The organism is Bacillus ndiopicus (assembly GCF_000612805.1).
Taxonomy (GTDB): domain Bacteria; phylum Bacillota; class Bacilli; order Bacillales_A; family Planococcaceae; genus Metasolibacillus; species Metasolibacillus ndiopicus.
In genome coordinates this window covers 405,386-421,727 of the sequence record NZ_HG964403.1, presented here as the reverse complement: position 1 = coordinate 421,727, position 16,342 = coordinate 405,386, and the positions used below count along the sequence as shown (strand labels likewise).

General features: G+C 31.8%; 13 protein-coding genes. All 13 read right to left on the bottom strand.

Annotated elements, in window-relative coordinates; genetic code table 11:
- Nucleotides 1-394: 394 nt before the first annotated feature.
- The 13 genes from TY13_RS01950 to TY13_RS01890 all read right to left on the bottom strand — a co-directional run bounded on the left by TY13_RS01950 (nt 395) and on the right by TY13_RS01890 (nt 15,859).
- On the bottom strand, nt 395-1,477 hold the full coding sequence (locus TY13_RS01950) for a glycosyltransferase (RefSeq protein WP_052344200.1): 1,083 nt from the start codon (nt 1,475-1,477) through the stop codon (nt 395-397).
- Complete coding sequence (locus tag TY13_RS01945; protein WP_042470988.1) at nt 1,474-2,781, bottom strand: O-antigen ligase family protein; 1,308 nt, start codon at nt 2,779-2,781, stop codon at nt 1,474-1,476. Before TY13_RS01945 ends, TY13_RS01950 begins: the two co-directional genes overlap by 4 nt.
- A gap of 6 nt (nt 2,782-2,787) precedes the next feature.
- Nucleotides 2,788-3,948: a glycosyltransferase family 4 protein gene (locus TY13_RS01940; RefSeq protein ID WP_042470986.1), complete on the bottom strand. Its 1,161-nt coding sequence runs from the start codon at nt 3,946-3,948 to the stop codon at nt 2,788-2,790.
- Nucleotides 3,949-3,962: 14 nt separating this feature from the next.
- Nucleotides 3,963-4,667, bottom strand: a complete 705-nt coding sequence (locus TY13_RS01935; protein ID WP_042470983.1) for an N-acetyltransferase — start codon at nt 4,665-4,667, stop codon at nt 3,963-3,965.
- A gap of 132 nt (nt 4,668-4,799) precedes the next feature.
- Entirely contained in the window at nt 4,800-5,909 is a 1,110-nt protein-coding gene (locus TY13_RS01930; RefSeq protein ID WP_042470981.1) for a DegT/DnrJ/EryC1/StrS family aminotransferase, read from the bottom strand.
- Nucleotides 5,910-5,962: 53 nt separating this feature from the next.
- A complete protein-coding gene (locus TY13_RS01925; RefSeq protein WP_042470979.1) occupies nt 5,963-7,087 on the bottom strand; it encodes a glycosyltransferase in 1,125 nt (374 codons plus the stop codon).
- Between the two features lie 166 nt (nt 7,088-7,253).
- The gene (locus tag TY13_RS01920; protein ID WP_074432913.1) at nt 7,254-8,663 is read right to left on the bottom strand and encodes a lipopolysaccharide biosynthesis protein; all 1,410 of its coding nucleotides are present in this window, start codon (nt 8,661-8,663) and stop codon (nt 7,254-7,256) included.
- Between the two features lie 12 nt (nt 8,664-8,675).
- Nucleotides 8,676-9,995, bottom strand: coding sequence for a nucleotide sugar dehydrogenase (locus TY13_RS01915; RefSeq protein ID WP_042470974.1), 1,320 nt, complete (start codon nt 9,993-9,995; stop codon nt 8,676-8,678).
- Nucleotides 9,996-10,004: 9 nt separating this feature from the next.
- A complete protein-coding gene (locus TY13_RS01910) occupies nt 10,005-11,015 on the bottom strand; it encodes a Gfo/Idh/MocA family protein (protein WP_042470971.1) in 1,011 nt (336 codons plus the stop codon).
- 16 nt (nt 11,016-11,031) lie between these two features.
- Nucleotides 11,032-12,843 carry a polysaccharide biosynthesis protein gene (locus TY13_RS01905; protein WP_042470968.1) on the bottom strand — a complete coding sequence of 604 codons (1,812 nt, stop codon included), beginning with the start codon at nt 12,841-12,843 and terminating at the stop codon, nt 11,032-11,034.
- A gap of 21 nt (nt 12,844-12,864) precedes the next feature.
- Nucleotides 12,865-13,797 carry a Wzz/FepE/Etk N-terminal domain-containing protein gene (locus TY13_RS01900; RefSeq protein WP_042470966.1) on the bottom strand — a complete coding sequence of 311 codons (933 nt, stop codon included), beginning with the start codon at nt 13,795-13,797 and terminating at the stop codon, nt 12,865-12,867.
- A complete protein-coding gene (locus tag TY13_RS01895; protein WP_042470965.1) occupies nt 13,781-15,346 on the bottom strand; it encodes an O-antigen ligase family protein in 1,566 nt (521 codons plus the stop codon). The genes TY13_RS01900 and TY13_RS01895 overlap by 17 nt, the downstream gene beginning before the upstream one ends.
- A 15-nt stretch (nt 15,347-15,361) precedes the next feature.
- Complete coding sequence (locus TY13_RS01890; RefSeq protein WP_042470963.1) at nt 15,362-15,859, bottom strand: tetratricopeptide repeat protein; 498 nt, start codon at nt 15,857-15,859, stop codon at nt 15,362-15,364.
- Nucleotides 15,860-16,342: the final 483 nt, after the last annotated feature.

Here is a 16,342-nt window from a genome sequence, read left to right as displayed (position 1 = left end):
CGGTAATCTTTCTACATGTGTCATTCTTGCAAAAAATTGAATTTTTAACATTATACTTCTATTCTTTTTTTCTTCCTACATATAATTACAAGAGTATCGATTAACCTTCATTTCATAGAAATCTCTGAAAATCAATTGTTTTTCCTTGCGAAATGATTTCCACAGGGCACAATAATTGAACTTTCAACTCACATTAGCTTGATGGAGTCACTTACTTTATTTCAATCAATTGATGAGTGCCCTATCCATAGTAATTCCCTTATCACACACCCATTATTAACCAATATATATTTATACAATTAGAAAAACCAATATAATTATTAATATCCATCTTTTTCAAAATGTTGAAGTCACAATGTGTGAAAACTATACAATAAGCTAACAGGTACAATGTTCAGCTTTTCCATTTTTTATTTTGTTCGTTATATAGTTTTAGATATTCCTCTACTGTTTTTTGTATTGTATATTTTGAAACATCAATTTCTTTATTCTTTACATTAACAGCCACGCTAATTTTTTCTGCTAGATCATACTCATCAAAAGAGGTGAACACTTGTCCTCCTACTGAAAGAGTTACTTCACGCAATCCCTCAACATTAGAAGCAACTGTTGGTAATCCTGTTGCTGCCGCCTCTACAATGACCAAACCAAATCCTTCCCATTTTGAAGATAAAACAAATACGTCTGATGCTTTCATTATATTTGGAATATCGCTTCTTCTACCTAAAAAAACTATCGAACTACTTCCAAAATTCTTTGCATATTTTTTCACTTCATTACTTCTTTCACCGTCACCAACAAATACTACACGATAATCTGCTGGTAATAGTTTGCTAGCTCGAATTAATGTTTCATGATCTTTCTGCTCTCGCATAGCCGCTACCATTAGAATGATTTTATCATTCTCTTTAATACTATTATCTATATCTTCCTTTTTAATTGCACTAGCATTTTCATAAATATTAATGTCTATACCATTTGTAATAACCTTAGTCTTACATTCAGTATCTGGTAAATATTTAGTTAAATTTTCTTTAGTACCTTCTGTTATAGCAATAATGCCTTGATATTGCTTATACATCCATTTATCTAATGTATAAAATACCTTTTTATCCCTACGTTTATTATGGGTACTATGCTCTGTAGTAACTAAAATAGATGTATTTTTTGTTAAAATTTTAGCTATTGGCGTGAAAAATTGAGCAGCAAAGAGATGTGTATGGATACAATCGTATTCTTTAGCTTTAATGATTTGCCTTAAAAATTGTATATTTTTCAATGAATACACCTTGGGGCTATCACTATAATATAAAGGGATATTCAACCTTTCCATTTCTACCCCAAAAAAATTATCTTTTTTAGTTAAGACAACGACTTCACAATAAATATTTTGTTCTTGCATTTCTCTAATGATATCAACCAACATTTTTTCTGCGCCACCGCTTCCCAATGTCGGAATAACATGTAACACTCTCATAAACTTAAACTCTTTCTATTATTTTGTGATACATTTTCTTTATTTTTTATTAATAATAATAAAATTATTACTAAGAAAAACCGTGAATCCAAAATATCAGGTATAAATTGTGCACCTAAGATTACTAAAATAAATCCCCATATTTCATGCTTATTTACTTTGTATATAGAGAGATAAATTATTAAAAATAAAATTACAAATAAAAATAAATATACGATTCCACCTTGTAAAAGAGTTTGAATCACTATATTATGGGGCATTGCTGTGCCAACGTTTTCTTTATAAGTTCTCATATCAAACCCAATGCCTAATAAGGGGCTTTTTAACCATTCAGATATAGCAATTGTATAACCTTCCATTCTACCAGAGCCCGATAATAAATCCCCACTTCTCACTTTGCCTACTAAAAATAAAATTACACTTCCAATTGTGATTAATCCTGACCAAAATACTACTATTAACGGTGTTCGTTTAATTATATTTTTTAATGTGTAAACAAATAAAAATAGTATAATACATATCCCTAGAGCAGTTATCCCCGTTCTAGCAGTAGTCATAAAACTAGCAATGGCTAATAACAATAATAGGGGAATTTTTAATACAACCCTCATTTTTTCAAAATAAATAAAGAATACAGGTGTTAGTAAATACAATGATAAGAAGCTATAATCGCTAAATAAATAGCCTGTAGCAAATCTGTTTCCACCTAAAAGCAACGTATTACCTGTAGAAAAGCCTAATCTAAACAAACCAGCCTGTAAAATAACTACACAAGCTACAGCGACTACACTTGCTATATAAACTCTTTTTGAGGCTTTGATTTCCGTTATTCCTAACTTAATATTTGGCCATATAATTATTACTAGAAAGAATAAATAATAATTTAGAACTTGTTTTACTCCTTCTATGACATTAGAACTATTTAACATAGGTACTAATAAATACAACAAAATTAATAAAGATATAGTACTTACGGAATTAAAAACGATATTTCTTTTTACTAATCCTCTAGCTAAAACATACAGTATTATCAGTAAAATTGATAAATTAAACCACGAAATAGGCAATTGTCCATATGGTAATCCTAATATACTTGTAAACGAAAGTGGCGTACTAATAATTAATAACAAAATCATTGTCGGGAGTACTTGCCTAGATGTCATTTTAAAAAAGATTGCAGAAAAATGGAGTATAAATATTAAGTTGATTAAAGTAAATAAGGGGATAATTTTTGACGTGAAAAGTAATAATGTATAATAAGCTACAAAGTAAACAAATAAACTTTTATAACGTTTCTTCTCCATCGGCAATCACTCCCTTTCTAGCTGCTTTAAAATATTATCAAAAGCCTTTATATGTTGGTTAACAGAGTATAGCTTAACATCATTGCATACATTTTGGCATAGTTGCTGAACATCATAAAATCCATTTAAAAGATTTTGTAAAACTCTTTCTAAGCCCTTCAAATCTCCTTCATTGACTAAAATCGAGTTACTACTATTTAAGACTTGATTGTGCGTATAGTTATCCCAAGCAATTATTAATTTACCATTTGCCATAGCTTCTAATAAGCTGTGTGAAACCCCCCCTGCTTGACTTTCTCTATTTAAAAATATTACTACATCATTTTCACTTAAAATTTTATTTACATCATTAGGTTGGTATTTTCCTTTGAAATTAATATGTTCTAGTGTATTTTTATTTAATTTGGTATCGTCTCCATATACATTAAAAATAACATTGTTATTTTGAGTAGCAATCTTTCGGGAGACTTCTATATAATCTGTAAATCCTTTCGCTATAGAAAGCCTCCCCGTGTACGCGATTCGGACTTGCGAAATATTAAATTCTCTATTCTGTTCACATGGAGGAATAGTATCTAAATCAATTGCATTAAAAATCCTACTCATTTTACTCTTATCTTTTGGAAATAGCTCTTGATAATAATGTAATGTATCGTCACCATTGGTAATAATATAGTCAGATTTTTTTATGGACAATTTCTCCAATATTTTAGCGAAGTATACATATATCTTTCCTTTATAAGTGCTAACTTCTCCTACTGACTTACTTCTAATCCATGTAATAAATTTATTATTTTTAATAAAATAGTTATTTAAGAGCAAAAATCCGCTGTTCAGCAATCCTATACTTATTATAATATCCTGTTTAACAACATTAGCTTTTAATGCTTTTTTTACTTCCTTCAAGAATCGGTAATAATTTAAAAATGTATTTTGGCTTACTACATCACCTATATTCAAATATACAATTTTAACATTATTATATTCCAATAATTCTCCTACTAACGTTTCCTTTTCATTTTTCGATTTTAAGGAATAAATAATAATTTCATCATAACCTTGTATTTTTATAGATAATTTAGGGAAAAAGTAGCTTGCCCATGTTTCAATTCCCCCACCATGCCTATATAATTCGCTATAGAAAATAAAATGTAATTTTTTTTTCATTAAGATCATCCTATTTATTGATTCTTTAATAATTGCGCTTCATCTACTTCTTTATATTTCTTCGCAGGACTACCCATTACAAGACTTTCACTTTCTACATCTTTTGAAACTAAGCTTCCAGCAGCAACTGCCCCTTCTTCATGAATAGTTTTTCCTGGCAGAATTGTTGAATTTGCACCGATTCTTCCACCTTTTTCAACTGTAATACCTTTAAATTTATCAAAGCGTTCCTTACCGCGCGCCATATAGTTATCGTTCGTTGTGACTACACATGGTGCAATAAATACATAATCACCTAACTCTGAATAAGCTGTAATATAGCAATTTGTTTCTAGTTTACAATAGCTTCCTACTGTACAATCATTCTCAACAGCTACACCACGACCTACAATTGTTTTTTCACCAATTGTTACACGCTCACGTACCGTTGCTAAATCAGCGATAAATACATCATCTGCAATCGTCGCATTCGCATAAATAATAGTCGATGTACCCACTGTCACACCGTTACCAATTTGTGTAGGTGGTAATTTTTTCACCTCTGGTAATATAGACGCTTTTGCACGTGTTGGCTGCTTACCAATTACCGCATTGTCTTGAATAATAACATTACTCCCTATTACAGTACCTTCGTAAATCACAACATTATTTCCAATTATAATATTTTCACCAAAGCTCACATTCTCATTAATGACTACATTTTGCCCTTTTGTCAACATACATAACGCTCCTTCATAAAGGGGCTGTCCAAAATTTCGGACAGCCCAAGCTTCTTGTTAAAACACTTTGAAATATTTGTAATTATAATCATTACTCTTTTGCTAATGAAATATGCTCTTCTAGTTCCAAATTTATTGATAAAACTCCACAATTTTAGCAATTATAAAATCTTGTTGTTCCTGTTTCATCTCCGGGAACATAGGTAAAGATAGAGCTTCTTTCGTTGCTTTTTCAGTTACTGGTAAATCGCCTTCTTTATATCCTAAATAAGTAAATACAGGCTGTAAATGCAATGGTACAGGATAGTAAATCATCGTAGCAATACCCTGTTCTTGTAAATATACTTGAAGCTCATTACGTCGCTCTACACGTAAAGTATATTGATGATATACATGATAGTAGCCTTCAACCTCTGTTGGCGTTGTTACATATTGTCCAACTTTCGTTTGCAACTGCTGCGTGTAGTAAGCCGCGTGTGTTCTTCTTTGTTCAGTCCATTTTGCTAAATAAGGCAGCTTTACATTTAGAATTGCTGCTTGTAGTTCGTCTAAACGGCTATTATAACCTAACACTTGGTGATAATATTTTGGTTTGCTTCCATGTACACGAATTATGCGTGCATTGTCAGCAAGCTCATCATTATTTGTCACAAGCATACCTGCATCACCGTATGCTCCTAAGTTTTTCGTTGGGAAGAAGCTATATGTAGCTGCTGTGCCTAATTCTCCAACTGTTTTCCCATTTTGCTTTGCTCCAATAGCCTGAGCAGCATCTTCAATTAAAACTAAACTATGTTTGTCAGCAATTGTACGTAGACTCTCCATATCTGCCATTTGTCCATATAAATGAACAGCAATAATCGCCTTTGTTTTTTCCGTGATTGCTTCTTCAATTTTGGCTGGATCGATATTGAATGTAACTGGATCAATATCTACATATACAGGCTTAGCATTTGCACGTGCAACTGCACCACCTGTTGCAAAGAAAGTAAACGCAGTTGTAATCACTTCATCACCCTCGCCGACACCAGCAGCTTGTAGCGCAATATGAATCGCATCAGAGCCATTTGCAACACCAATACCATGGGCTACATTGCTTAATTTAGCAACTTCCGCCTCTAATTGCTTTACATTACTACCTAAAATAAATTGAGAAGATGACATGACTTTATCAAGCTCCGTTAATACATCTTCTTTAATTGTTTGATATTGCTCTGCTAAATTTAACATTGGAATTTTCATCAGTATGTATCCTTCCTATAATTTCTCAATTTAAACTTACTGAGTTTTATTACTTAATTCTCATAAATTTTTTTTAATTGTTCAACAATATACTGAGATGAATAATTATTCATTACTTCCTCTGGATTAATTTCTATTGGGTTCTTATACATTTTAACCATAGCATCTCGTAAATTCTCAATATTCCCTTCAACTAGCAAACCATTATTTTCATTTATAATATCCTCAGGACCTCCAGATTTTGTACTAATTACTGGTCTACCAGTTGCCAAAGCCTCTATTAATACAACACCAAATGTTTCATATTCGCTTGCTAAAACAAAGGCATTACATTCTCTCATTTCTTTAACAACTTCTGATCGTTTAAGCTCACCTAGAAAAGTTACCTGAGTTTGAATTTTTTTAGAGTAAACTAGCTCTTTTAACCTTATTATTTCCGAACCACTTCCACCTATTTTCAACTTTACTTCCTTTTTACCATGAAAAGCAGTATCAAATGCATTTATTACCAAATCCATTCTTTTATTTTTATTTAAAAATGCTAAAGAAAAGAAAGTGAATTCTTCATTTTTATTTCTGATAGGTGTATATTGAAATAATGATAAATCTACTATATTTGGTATAACATATATTTTCCTTTTAGAGTACTTTTCAATTTCCCTTTTCATAGCATTACTAACAGCTATAACTTGATTTGCTTCGTCAAATACTTTACATGCTATTTCTCTCTGCCATTTACAAATATTACCTCTCACATATACCGAAGAATGTTCAGTAATAATTACCTTTACATCATTTTCTTTAGCTATAGCTAAGGCTACTAGCCCTCCTTCAAGTGCTGAATGTGCATGTATGACATCCGGAACACCATTTTTCTCCACATAAATCCTATATAGTTTTTTATATAGTTGAATCAAGTAACTTATCCTGAATTTATTTAATTTAGGGAAATAGTGAGGGGAGGTATATCTATATGTGTAGACATTCTCTTCCTCAGTAAATTTAATTTTAGGTAATTGATAAAACGCCTTAATAGAACTCTGCATTTCAACATATAAAACAGTGACATGTGAATTCGGTATATGCTTTTTAAGTGCATGTGCTTGCTCCTTAAAAAATATACCACTATTTGGATTATCTTCAGTTACATACCAAGAAGGTATTATGATAATTTTCAAATATATTTCCCTCTCTAAATTATTAGATTATTAATATAGAAGCTTATATATCAAAAACCCCTTATCATCACAAGCGAAATATGAAATGTCTTTAGGTCAATTCTAAATATTACCATTTCTTCATATTTGCAATCATCCAGCATCTATTTTTCTTATAAATGGAATTTTATTTTCTAATTAAATTCACTTTAATAAATTTGATAAAAAGCGAAATCTCTCTATAAAAAAACATAATATTGAAACAAGTTAATGTGAATGCTCCAATCACATTAACGACAATTGTATTTGTAACAAAAAAAGCGAGTGCAATCCATATATTATACAAAAACAACATAACGCTTAATTCTTTCAATTTAACTTTGAAAGGAAAGTTTTTCAATCCATAGTAAGTCCGTAATAAAAAAAATAAAACATATCCTATTACCATTGCAAAACTAATACCCAAAACTGAAAATTGTTTTGTCAAAATAATACCTATAACAGTGGTTATTACTAAAACACAACTTGAAATATAAATGTGTAATTTGGTCTTTAGTTTAAAATTAATTCCTTGTACGGTAGCTTCTGAAATTGTCATCAATATAGGAATATTTGTGAGTATTAAAATGATTTCAACGTAATTTCTATATTCTTTTCCCAATATTAAAATGATATAATCTCTTAATAAAACAACACAGATTCCCACTGATAACATGAAAAATATTACTGCATTTGTTATATTCGTGAAAAAAAACTTATTATCCGGATTTTCTTTATACATCTTCAAGCTTGCAGTAGCCCAAAACATAGAGAATGAAATTTGGAAAAGCCCCAAAATACCAATGATTTTATAAAGCCCGACATAAATCCCCAAATCCATTTTACTCCCATATTTACCTAATAAAAGTTTATCTATGGACTGGAATAACACCATTATTAGTGAGCTAATCATTATAGGAATTGAATATTTTAATAACTTTGCATGAGGTAATGTTGGTTGCTTCTCACTATTGCCTTTCCAAAAGCCAATTGTCATAAAGAAAATTACTATTGTTAACAGTAACATCGTCATACTAGCACTAAGTACAAATGCGGTGCTTTCTTTAATTAAAGAATACAAGAAAAGAATTAGGAAAAGTAAATCTAAAACCTTTTGTAACACTTGAACTAGTGAATATCTATAACCAAATTGAAGCATTCTTAATACAAGCAAATTAAATCTGAATACTATATAACTATTAATATAAAGAATAAGCGAATAAATTGCTTGACTACTGGTAAATCCAAATTGTATTACTAAGCTATCTTTAAAAACTATTATCATTAAACTTAATAAACAAGATAATAGCAAAGAGCTTCCCAAACACTTGAAAAATAAGATTTTCGGATTTGTATCAAAATAAAATCGGACAAACGCTTGGTCTAAACCAAACATTGCTACTGAAACTATAATAATTCCAATGCTTATTATTAAGTTCGCTTCCCCAAACTCTTCAGGAGAAATTAGTCGAGTGATAATAGGTACAGAAACTATACCTATTACCATGACTAACACACTTCCTATTGAATACGAGAATAATTGTTTTAAAATATTCATCTCTCAATAGTCCTATAGCTTATATCTTTTATTTATAAAATCAAACTTAACATTTCTTGTATCTAAAATAACCTTCGCATTTTTATTGATTAACTCATAATCAAAATCTGAATGATCTGTAGCGATAATAATTAAATCTGCATTAGCTATGCAAGCTTCATTTAACTCAATAGTTTTTATTAGTTGATTATCTAATTTGAACTCATCTATTTGTGTATCAGCCACCTCAAATTGCACACCAAAATTCCTTAATTCTTTCAAAATAGGAATGATTGGAGATTCACGATAATCGTCAATATCCTTTTTATAAGCTACGCCTAATATTACAACTTTTGATCCTTTTAATGCTTTGCCTTGCTCATTTAAAATTTCCATACAACGCTGTACGACAAAGCTTGGCATGCTATCATTAATTTCTCCAGCTGCTTCGATTAATTTTGTATGATAGTTATATTCACGAGCCTTCCAAGTTAAGTACCAAGGATCGATTGGAATACAATGACCACCTAATCCTGGTCCTGGATAAAAAGGCATAAACCCATATGGCTTTGTTGCAGCTGCATCAATTACTTCCCACACATCAATCCCCATTTTATTACATAATATAGCCATTTCATTAGCCAATGCAATATTAATATTTCGGAAAGTATTTTCAAGTAATTTTTCCATTTCAGCTACTGCTGGGCTAGAAACTTCGTGTACATCACCATCTAACACAGTTCTATACATTGTTGCAGCTATTTTTGTGCAGTTTTCTGTTACTCCGCCTACAACTTTCGGAGTATTTTTTGTATTAAAATGCTTATTACCTGGATCTACACGCTCTGGTGAATAAGCTAAGAAAACATCTTCTCCTATTTTAAAGCCCTTTGCTTCTAAAATAGGTTTGATTAATTCTTCTGTTGTACCAGGATAAGTAGTGCTTTCTAATACAATCAACGTACCCTTGGTTAAATGGTCAGCGATTGCCTTTGCTGAACTTTTTACATAGTCCATATTCGGCTGCTTATAAATATCTAAAGGTGTAGGAACACAAATAGCTACTGCATCTACTTCTTTAATAAACGAATAATCTGCCGTTGCTGTAAGCTGCCCTGATTTGACAAGCTGCTCTAAATCAGCTGGAATAACATCACCAATATAATTTTCACCAGCATTTACTTTATCGACTTTTTCTTTTTGTACATCAAAACCGATTACTGTAAAGCCTGCCTTTGCTTTTTCTACAGCTAATGGTAAACCAACATAGCCTAAACCTACAACGCCAATCGTAGCAGTTTTATTTTCAAGCTTGCTTTGTAATTCTAATGCTTGTTGCTCCATTTGATTCATTCCTTTTTATTATAAAGTGAGTAATCTTTTTTCCTTTGAAGATTTGTAAAAGTTTAATACAACCGATAATGCAGTTTTTCCATCTTCCCCTGTTACGATAGGTGGTCTGTCCTGTCGTATCGACTCCATCATATCTGATAGTATAATTTGGTGTCCTGGTGTTCCCCATGGATTTTTTTCTATAGATTCTTTAATTTCAAGTGCTTCTACCTCTGACATACCTTCTATTATTATATCTTTAAAATATAAGGCATTTGTTCCACCAATTTTCACTGTACCTTTTTCACCAAAAATAGTAATCGATTCCTCATAATTTCTAGGATACACTGTTGTAGATGCTTGCACTGTAGCAATAGCACCTGATTCAAAACGAATAATTCCCGTAGATACATCCTCCACCTCAATTTTACGGAGGCGTGTGGCATCCATACTCATTACCTCCATGGGGTTGCCCAAATACCAAAGTAGCAAATCTAAATTATGAATAGCTTGGTTCATTAGAACCCCACCATCAAATGCCTTTGTCCCTCGCCACGGAGATTGGTCATAATAATGTTGTCCACGATTCCAATTGACAACACATAAAGCATGACTAATTTCCCCAAGTTTTCCGCTATCCATAATTTCTTTTAACTTTAATGCTACTGGACGAAAACGGTTCGGATGTACAACTGCTAGCTTTATGTTATTTTCCGTAGCAGCTTTAATAATTCTATCTGTATCTTCAATTGTCATAGCTATAGGTTTTTCAACAATAATATGTTTTTTATATTTTGCGGCAAGTTCAGCTAAAATCGCATGGCTACCACTAGGTGTGCATATATTAACAATATCAATATTTGGGTTTTGAAGCATTTCTTCAAAGTCTGTATACGGTTCCGCTTCATGTTCTACAACGTATGGCTGCATAAGCTCTGGTTCTTTATCACAAACAGCATAAAGTTTTGCTCCCTTTATATTTTTTATCGCCTCTGCATGCTTTTTAGCTATAAAGCCACATCCCACAATTGCAAAATTCATTGTCAAACCTTCTTTATTATTTTTTAGTTTCAATTTTATTATTTGCTACGTTAATAAGCAATGATTTCATTTCTTCGTCGTTTAGTTTTGTTATCGAATCAAGTACCTCTGTTAATTCCATAGTGCTTAATGGTAACGCTCTCCCAATATGGATTCCTGGGAAAACATGCTCCTGCTGAATTTCCTCTTCGTTTAATAACTCTTCATACATTTTCTCTCCTGGACGCAAGCCAGAAAATTCAATTGGAATTTCCTGCTCAGCAAAACCCGATAGCTGTATTAAATTTCGTGCTAAATCAATAATTCTAACAGGCTCTCCCATATCTAAAACAAAAATTTCACCTTTTCCTCCAAGTGTTCCAGCTTGAAGTACTAGCCTTGATGCTTCAGGGATTGTCATAAAATAACGTGTCATCTCAGGATGTGTCACTGTCACTGGTCCACCTGCTTCAATTTGTTTTTTAAATAATGGGATAACAGAGCCCCTTGAACCTAATACATTACCAAAACGTACAGCTGCATACTTTGTTTCACTTGTTTTCGCCAAATTTTGTACAATCATTTCAGCTACTCGCTTTGTAGCTCCCATCACGTTTGGAGGATTGACTGCTTTATCTGTAGACACCATGACGAAATTTTTTACATTATAATGATTTGCGGCCTCTGCGACATTTTTCGTTCCAAATATATTGTTTTTAACTGCCTCTCTCGGATTGTACTCCATAAGAGGGACGTGCTTATGTGCTGCTGCATGATAGATTACATCTGGCTGAAATTGCTCAACTACCTCGAAAATACGTTGTCTATCTTGTACATCTGCTATAATTGGTACTAATTGTGTTTTTTGTGATGTTCTAAGTTGCAACTCCATATGAATTGTATAAATCGAATTTTCCCCATGACCTAATAAAATCAATTGCTTAGGCTGAAAATTCATTACTTGTCTGCAAATTTCTGAGCCTATTGATCCACCAGCACCTGTCACTAAAATAACTTTATCTGTCAACTTTCGAGATATAGCAACCATGTCTAGTTTAACTTCATCTCGACCTAATAACTCTTTTGTATGAACCTCTTTCATTTCATTCACAGATACTTTACCTGTCATTACATCCTCAATACTCGGCATAATCTTTACTGGCAAATTCGTATCAACACAATCTTTATATATACTTTTTATACCTACTTTCCCCAAAGATGGAATAGCTATAATGATTTCATCAATTCCATATTTAGCTACAAGTAAAGGAATATCTTTCGTAGTACCTAAAACAGTGACATTCATAATTTTCAACTGCTGCTTCGCTAAATCATCGTCTACAAAAACAATCGGTACCCTATCTGGTTTGGGAGCATGTATTAAATTACGTGCAAGCATAGAACCCCCTTGCCCTGCCCCAACAATTAATACTCTTTTTAAATTGGTTGTATTTCGAAAAGATTCTCTATCATTTAGTACACGTAATAAAAACCGAGAACCGCCAATCATAATAATATGCAGCATCCATGTAACTGCCATAATCCTAACATATACATCATCTTTAATTATATATTGAATAAAACTAGCCGTTGCGACTGAGATCGTAACGGCATAGCTAATCGTTAATAATTCTCGTACGGATGCCACGCTCCACATACGATTGTATAGATGAAAAAAATATGCCGCAATATGATGACTAATAAGTAACGTAATTGCACTTAAAATAATCATTTTATCAGAATACACTTTGAGCGTGGGATGTAATAGCCAATAACTCATAAATATTGCTGATATCACAATACATGAATCGATTATGAAAAACAGCATATAACGCATTCGATAATTCATATTAAGCAAACCTTTCTAATTTCAATTTATTGGAGCACTGTTTTTCCAATAATTACGGAAAAATATAATTCCTAAACCCAGTACGAAACCGATAATTACTCCTAGTGCTAAATTCAACATTTTATTTGGTGTTGTAGGATAATCAGCTAATGTTGGTTCCGTAATCACACGAATAAATGGATCAGGCTTAAAGTTATCTAAACTCATTTTCACTGATTGATAATTTGTCAGTGCTTTTTTATATTCAGTCGATTTTGTTTGAATCTCTGCTTGGAGTTGTAATAATTGGCTTTGAGTATCTCCATTAATTGCGGATAAAGCAGTTTTTTGTTGCTCCGAAGCATTTATTAATATCTCGCTCTCGGTATCCATGATTGTTTGTAAAATCAATATTTCTGGCAAATCATTATTATGAATTATATTATTATATTTTTCTACTACTTCTGTAATATTATTTGATAAATTTTCGATTTCATTCTTATGCAACTCTTCAATATCTTTTAATGATAATTGAATAGCCTCATTCATATGCTTTTTTGTTGCATCTATTAGTACTTGCAATTCATTTTGAGCCATCTGTGCATTACTACTTGTATATATTAATGCTACATTACTTTTAAGTGTATCCATTTCAATATTTAAAGTTAAATTACTTGGTAAAAATTTCTTTTTAATTCCTGCATCATCAAACGCTTGCTGCATAAGTGACTTGTTTTGAATACGCTCTGCATAAATATTAGGCTTAAATTCGGCTGCTATATAATTAGAGATAGCTCCCGTATCTTGAATTCCACTAACTACTTGAACTAATGCATTTGATTCATACTTTTCTTCAAGTATGAACCAATTCAAAATCAGTGCTACCAACATACAAAAAATAACACTTATGGAAAGTATAATCCTTCCATTCCAAATAAGCTTAATCAATTCTCGCAATTCAATTGTTTCTTCCATTTATACTCTCCTTATGGGTAAATGTAAGTGCCATCATTATACCAGCTAGAATCCACATAGGTGCTGAGATACTTGGTAAACTATCGTTTAATAAAGCTTGTAATAAATAAGCACTCCATGCAATATATATAATTCCTAGCTCCCTATGTTTTTTGATTATTACCTTAATTGAAATAACTAATGTTGACACAATAATTATCAACACAGCAAGAAAGCCTATAGTTCCTACTCCATAAAATAACCCCATATAAATACTGTGTGGCTTATCAGTGATAACAAATTCATACCCTATACCTGCACGAGAATCTATGTTGTAATGCGGGAAATTATACACTAAAGTATCCAGTCCATATCCTACTAAAGGACGTTGTGCTATTAAGTTCATTGTTTTTCCCCAAATATAAACACGTCCATTTCCTAGGGATGTGTGCCTCTCTGGTAATTTTGGCAATTCAAAGTTATCTGTTGCATATGCTCTTGATATCCAGTTAATATTATACTCTTGGTTTTTGAATGAAATATCTTTATTCTCTTCAACGTATGGATTGGATTCAAAAATAACCCCTACTGATTCCGTCCAAATAAGGGAATTCTTACTTGCAAGAACATGAAACACTAATGCACTGACAGTTAAAAAAACAGCAATCACTACTAAACTTTTTATTTTATTTTGAGTTCTAAAAGCCGCTAATATTATAAAAAAGAGTAGTATTACAAAAGTCAAGAATCCCGTTGTAGAAACTGACATTAACAAAACTGATATTGACATAATGGCAAAAAACAAATAACCATATTTCACTTTACCTTTTTCTAAGACCGCTGCCATCAAATACATCACAGTCATAATAGCAAACATCCCACTCATATAGTTCCATTGGTTTAATGTCCCAACAAGAGTAGATCCTTCGCTAATGTTTGCTCCTTCGGGTAAAAATAAACTTACAAATTTCTGCATCCCCGATTTTTGTAATAAATCTTTCCCATAAAAGTTCATTGTAATAATAAATAAGTTAATTAAGACAAATGGGTATAGCGAATATAAAATATAGTTTAAAACCTTTTTGGGATACTCAATATTCATCGCAATAAACATCAGTATTACATAACATAACCAACTGATTGCACCGTCAGAACGATTGTACAGACCGTTTAAAGCAACTGTCATCGTTGGTGAGGCAATTGTTGAAATAATAATCGTTACTGCAAATAAGCCTAGCGCATAGTTTAATTTTGTTTTACGGATTGTTCCACCCATAAAAAATAATTTTGCAAATAATAAAACACTAGCAATCACTGTAATAAACACTAAAAGTAATGCTTTGTAATGTGTAAATAAATCTCCTTTTGTACCAGAAGATAAGATATCTACTTTAGAAATCAATGGACTAATGACTTCTTCCACATTTGCCATAACAATCAATGGCATAAAACCAATTAGTAATAAGAGTAATCTAAAAATCCATTTATCCACACTGGCACGCGATTGTGCATTTTCCTTTTCGTCATTCATTGCATTTGACTTATGTAAATTTTCATAAAATGAAGCCATGTAAACTTACCTTCCTTATTGCTTATTCTCGATTTGAGTTAATAGTTCTGTTACACGCTCTTGATATGTTGGATAGGATTCTGGTGCCCATCCCCATTCACGACACTTCTCTAAAACAATTTTCGCATCCTCATAACGTTCAGTAAAAAATAGCACTTCAGCAAATTGCAGCATAAACATTGGGTCCTCTACATTATGCGGATTTATATCCAATGTTTTTTGTAATAATATTGCAGCTTGAGTATAGTCATCATTATTAGCAGCAATTAACCCGCCTAAGTAATTGACTATTTCTGATTTTGGTTTTCTTTTTAATAATTCATTTATCACTTCAGATGCCTCAGCATAGCTACCTTGACCATATAATTGACTTGCTTGCTGATACAAAGCATCCTCTGCTAAAAATTCATTATCTTGCTTTTTCGCCATTACTTTAGCGGAAATAAGTCCAATCACTATAAATAAAACCATTCCTAATAATATATATCTTCTTGTCGATTCTTTAAGTTGCATCGTCCACAATCCTTTATTTATTTTTAAATAACAGTCTTATTATACACTAAAATCTATGAATTTTCCTTACAATGATAGAAGTTTTATGGAAGTTATCTAACATTTGAAGTTGATTTTTTGACATATGTCAGATAAAATCTTTCTAATTTCGGAATGAGTATAAATTACAAGGAAGTGATACTTTACTAAATAAGAACTCTATACAAGGGGGAATTAATCTGTATATGTAGTGTTTATCATTTAATGTTAATCGACGAAATCATTATTACTCATTAGTTGTTGTCCTTTTACAACTTCCCATCTCACAGAGACTATCACCACCAAAAAGCTCTATACAAAGACTCTAGAGTTAATCTAGTGGCATATGCCCTGTTCGGAATAGTAACAGGAAGTTATTAACGTGTAACATTTCAAGCCGATTCTAGACTATTGGAAATTCTAGTGTATGTTAAATTTTATCAATTTTATAAAACAGTAATTCAC

Coding starts and splice junctions, on each gene's coding strand:
- TY13_RS01950 (WP_052344200.1), bottom strand. CDS start 1,477: ATGAGAGTGTTACATGTTATTCCGACATTGGGAAGCGGTGGCGCAGAA.
- TY13_RS01945 (WP_042470988.1), bottom strand. CDS start 2,781: ATGGAGAAGAAACGTTATAAAAGTTTATTTGTTTACTTTGTAGCTTAT.
- TY13_RS01940 (WP_042470986.1), bottom strand. CDS start 3,948: ATGAAAAAAAAATTACATTTTATTTTCTATAGCGAATTATATAGGCAT.
- TY13_RS01935 (WP_042470983.1), bottom strand. CDS start 4,667: ATGTTGACAAAAGGGCAAAATGTAGTCATTAATGAGAATGTGAGCTTT.
- TY13_RS01930 (WP_042470981.1), bottom strand. CDS start 5,909: ATGAAAATTCCAATGTTAAATTTAGCAGAGCAATATCAAACAATTAAA.
- TY13_RS01920 (WP_074432913.1), bottom strand. CDS start 8,663: ATGAATATTTTAAAACAATTATTCTCGTATTCAATAGGAAGTGTGTTA.
- TY13_RS01915 (WP_042470974.1), bottom strand. CDS start 9,995: ATGAATCAAATGGAGCAACAAGCATTAGAATTACAAAGCAAGCTTGAA.
- TY13_RS01910 (WP_042470971.1), bottom strand. CDS start 11,015: ATGAATTTTGCAATTGTGGGATGTGGCTTTATAGCTAAAAAGCATGCA.
- TY13_RS01905 (WP_042470968.1), bottom strand. CDS start 12,843: ATGAATTATCGAATGCGTTATATGCTGTTTTTCATAATCGATTCATGT.
- TY13_RS01900 (WP_042470966.1), bottom strand. CDS start 13,797: ATGGAAGAAACAATTGAATTGCGAGAATTGATTAAGCTTATTTGGAAT.
- TY13_RS01895 (WP_042470965.1), bottom strand. CDS start 15,346: ATGGCTTCATTTTATGAAAATTTACATAAGTCAAATGCAATGAATGAC.
- TY13_RS01890 (WP_042470963.1), bottom strand. CDS start 15,859: ATGCAACTTAAAGAATCGACAAGAAGATATATATTATTAGGAATGGTT.